Raw genomic sequence first — 3,498 nt, 5'->3', positions numbered from 1 at the left:
GTGTGGCCCCGGAGATCTTCCAGCGAGCCGGTCCGCCGCCCGCCCGGTGAGTGAACTTCCCCTATTTGGCGGTTCCACGGTCTGAGCCGGGCACGTTCCGGCTGCCGGACAGTAGTTTCCGGACCAAGGTCTGGCTCTGGCAGGAAGGACCCGGCGCCTCATGGAGGAACAGACACAGCAACGCACGACCAGTTCGGTCCGGTTGCGTTTCGTGCTCGGTCAACGGACGGCCGAGCTGGCGCTGCCGGCCGAGGTCCCGATAGCGGATCTGCTTCCGGCGATCCTGCTCCAATTCGGCGCCGAGACGATCGAAGAAGGAGCGGAGCACGAGGGGTGGGTCCTGCAGCGGCTGGGAGAGCAGCCACTGGACGAGGACCGGTCTCCCGGACAGCTCAACCTGCTGGACGGCGAGAGCGTCTACCTGGCGCCCCGGGCGGACCAGCTCGCCGCGATCGACTACGACGACCTCGTGGACGGCGTCGGCGACCGGGTGCGGGAACATCCAGGCAAGCTCACGCCTGTCGGCGTGAGGCGGATGCTCGAAACCGGCGCGCTGGTGGTGCTGCTGTCCGGCCTGTATCTTCTGCCCGGATCCGGGGCGCCTGCTGTCCAAGCGCAGCTGGTCGGCGGCTGCGCCATCGTTCTCCTTCTGGTCGCGGCACTGGTCGCGCGTGGGGCGGGCAGCTCCCGTGCGGCGGTCACCCTGGCCGGAGGCGGAGTCGGTTACGCCATCCTCTCGGCTTGGCTGATCGTGGACGTGCTCGCGCCGAAAGCACCTTTGATGGTCCAGATCACGGCCGCCGGGGCGGGTGGGCTGATCGCGCTCACAGTCGGACTGATGGCGGTCGCCGACGCGGCACTCCTGTTCGCCGGCGGGATCATCTTGTCCCTGACCGTGGCGATCGCCGGGCTGGTCGGCTCCATCGCGCCGGTGAGCACCGCGCAGGCGGCCGGTGTGGGGCTCGCTGTATCCCTGGTCATGGGGGTGTTCGTCGGCCCGATGGCGTTCCGCCTGTCCGGGCTGAGCCTGCCGATGCTGCCGACCGGAGCCGACGAACTCAGTGATGACATCGATCCCGTCCCGTTCGAGACGGTGGTGGATCGTGGCGCCGCTGTCGTCGGCTACTCGACCGCCCTGCACGTCGGTCTCGGCCTGGCCCAAGTGCTGCTGATCCTGCTGCTGGTGAGTGAGGCGGACACCTGGTCGATGGTGCTCGCGTTGGTGGCGGCCGTGCTGCTCGCCCTGCGTTCGCGCCATCCCAGCGGCACTGTCGCGCGGTGGTCGATGCTCGTTCCGGCGGCGGCGGCGCTGTGGACAGTCGTCGCGCACTTCGCCGCCGAGCTCTCACCGGCCGGACGGCTCCTGCTCGTCGTCCCGCTCGTCCTGCTGGGTTCCGGGCTGCTGCTGGTGGCGGCGGAGCGTCTGCCGGGCGCACGGCTTCGGCCGTACTGGGGCCGCTCCGCGGAGATCTTCGAGACGATCACCGCGATCGCGATCCTTCCGATCCTGCTGCAGGTTCTGCACGTCTACGCCACCGTACGGAACATGGTGAGCTGATGAAGTCGCGCAAGGACCAGGTGCAGGCGTATTTCTTCGTCGTCGGCAGGCTCACCGCGGCCGTGGCCCACGGTGACGCCGACGCCATCCAGGCGCCGGGACGACGCATGATCACCGGGACCATCTTCGGGATCATGATCGCGGTCCTGCTGGCGGCGATTTTCGGCATCTACGGGCTTTTCGTGCCGGGTACGGACAACTCCTGGCGACAAGCCGGGACCATCGTGCTGGACGAGGACAGCGGCGCTCGCTATCTCTATGTGGACGGTCAGCTGCGCCCGGTGCTCAACTACTCGTCCGCACGGCTGCTGGCGCCGAAGGCCGACGGCAAAATGGTCGCTGTGTCGCCGGACTCGCTGAAAGGGACCCCGGTCGGTCAGCCGGTCGGCATCTCCGGCGCGCCCGACGCGTTGCCCACGTCGGCCGAACTCGACACCGGCGCCTGGACGGTGTGTGTGAGCCCGGAAAGCGACGGTGGCGACTCCAAAGTCGTCACCGTCCTTATCGGACGGCCCGCGGGAGGAGCGCTCACCGACCGTCAGGCGTTCTTGGTGTCCGGTCCGAACGGGACGGTCTACCTGGTCTGGAACGGTTCCAGGCTGCGCATTCCCGACGTCACGGCGCTGGCGTCGCTCGGCTACGGGAACGCCAAACCCGCGCCGGTGTCCGCGGCCTGGCTGAACCCGATTCCTCAAGGACCCGATCTCGGCGTTCCACCGGTGCCCGGGCTCGGCGGACCGGGGCCGATCATCGCGGGAAGGCAAAGCCTGGTCGGGCAGATCTACGAGGTGCGCAATGCCGCTCTCGGAACCGATCAGCTTTATCTCATCCGGGAAGACGGAGCGGCCGCGGTGAACCGCACCGTGGCCGCACTGGTGCTGGCGGCTCCTTCGACGGCGCAGACCTATCCCGACGGGCCGGTCGAACCGATCCGGGTGGGCGTCGCCGAGATGGCCGGGGTTCCGACCTCGGGCGCCGTCCTGGGAACGGGGCTTCCCGCCTCGCCTCCCGAACTGGTCGGCGACTCCCCGGAAACCCAGCGCTGTATGCGTTACGGCACCGGAAGTGCCGACCCGCCGGTGCCCGAATCCTTGCCCTCGGACAGCGTTCGGGCCGCGTCGGTGCCGTCCGCGACACATGAGGCGGGCACGGCTGCCGGTCGCGTCGGTGTACCGGCGGGGCGGGGTGTGCTGATCACCCCGAAGGCCGTACCAGGCGCTCCGCCCGGCCCACCCTTCCTGGTGACCCCCTCGGGGATGCGATATCCGCTGGCCGGCGCGGACGAACTCACGGCCTTGGGATATCAGAACGTGGCACCGGTTTCCGTGCCGCAGGAGCTGCTGGACCTCTTCCCCGCAGGCCCCTTGCTGAGCACGGCCGCCGCCTCGGCGACAGCGGCCTCCTGATTCGCGCGGTTCGTAAGGGGACCTCCCCAGAGTGAGCGAGCTGCAGCCGATACGCCCGACACCATCGCTTTTCCCGCTTAATCTTCAGATACGGCCGATACCGAGGAATCGAGTTCGGTGGCCGGCCGGAATCAAGACCAGACTTGACCACAGGAGGAACCTGTAATGGCGAAGACCACACAGCTTGACCCGGCGGAAATCGATGTGCAAGCCGGCCGTCACGAAACCACTGCCGACAACATCATCCAGCAGCTCGACCAGCTGAAGGTCCAGGTGGACGCGACGCTGGCCGGAAGCGGCAGCGCGGCCACGAAGGCCCTCGCCAGCACCTGCGAAAACTGGATCTCCGGTCTCAAGAGGACGATCCTGGCCGACCTCACCGCAATGGCGGGTTACATCCGCAAAGAGGCGAAGGGACAGGACGAGCAGGACCGGACCGCGCAGCAGACGATCACGAGCGTCCCGATGGAGACCAGCAGCTTCCTCGGCGCCTGACCTCGAATTCGACTCACTTTCCACTTCTGAAAGGCTGAA

3 protein-coding genes are annotated in these 3,498 nt (G+C 68.0%); all 3 read left to right on the top strand.

The features are described from left to right. Nucleotides 1–160 precede the first annotated feature (160 nt). Nucleotides 161–1,558 carry a type VII secretion integral membrane protein EccD gene (eccD, locus tag DMC64_RS37150; protein ID WP_125737324.1) on the top strand — a complete coding sequence of 466 codons (1,398 nt, stop codon included), beginning with the start codon at nucleotides 161–163 and terminating at the stop codon, nucleotides 1,556–1,558. Further along, a complete protein-coding gene (gene eccB / locus DMC64_RS37145) occupies nucleotides 1,558–2,964 on the top strand; it encodes a type VII secretion protein EccB (RefSeq protein WP_125737323.1) in 1,407 nt (468 codons plus the stop codon). Before eccD ends, eccB begins: the two co-directional genes overlap by 1 nt. 165 nt (nucleotides 2,965–3,129) lie before the next feature. Further along, on the top strand, nucleotides 3,130–3,459 hold the full coding sequence (locus tag DMC64_RS37140) for a hypothetical protein (protein ID WP_125737322.1): 330 nt from the start codon (nucleotides 3,130–3,132) through the stop codon (nucleotides 3,457–3,459). Nucleotides 3,460–3,498 lie beyond the last annotated feature (39 nt).

The organism is Amycolatopsis sp. WAC 04197 (assembly GCF_003947475.1).
Classification (GTDB): domain Bacteria; phylum Actinomycetota; class Actinomycetes; order Mycobacteriales; family Pseudonocardiaceae; genus Amycolatopsis; species Amycolatopsis japonica.
The sequence above is the reverse complement of the archived record's forward strand: the minus strand, read 5'-3'. Positions and strand labels throughout refer to the sequence as shown.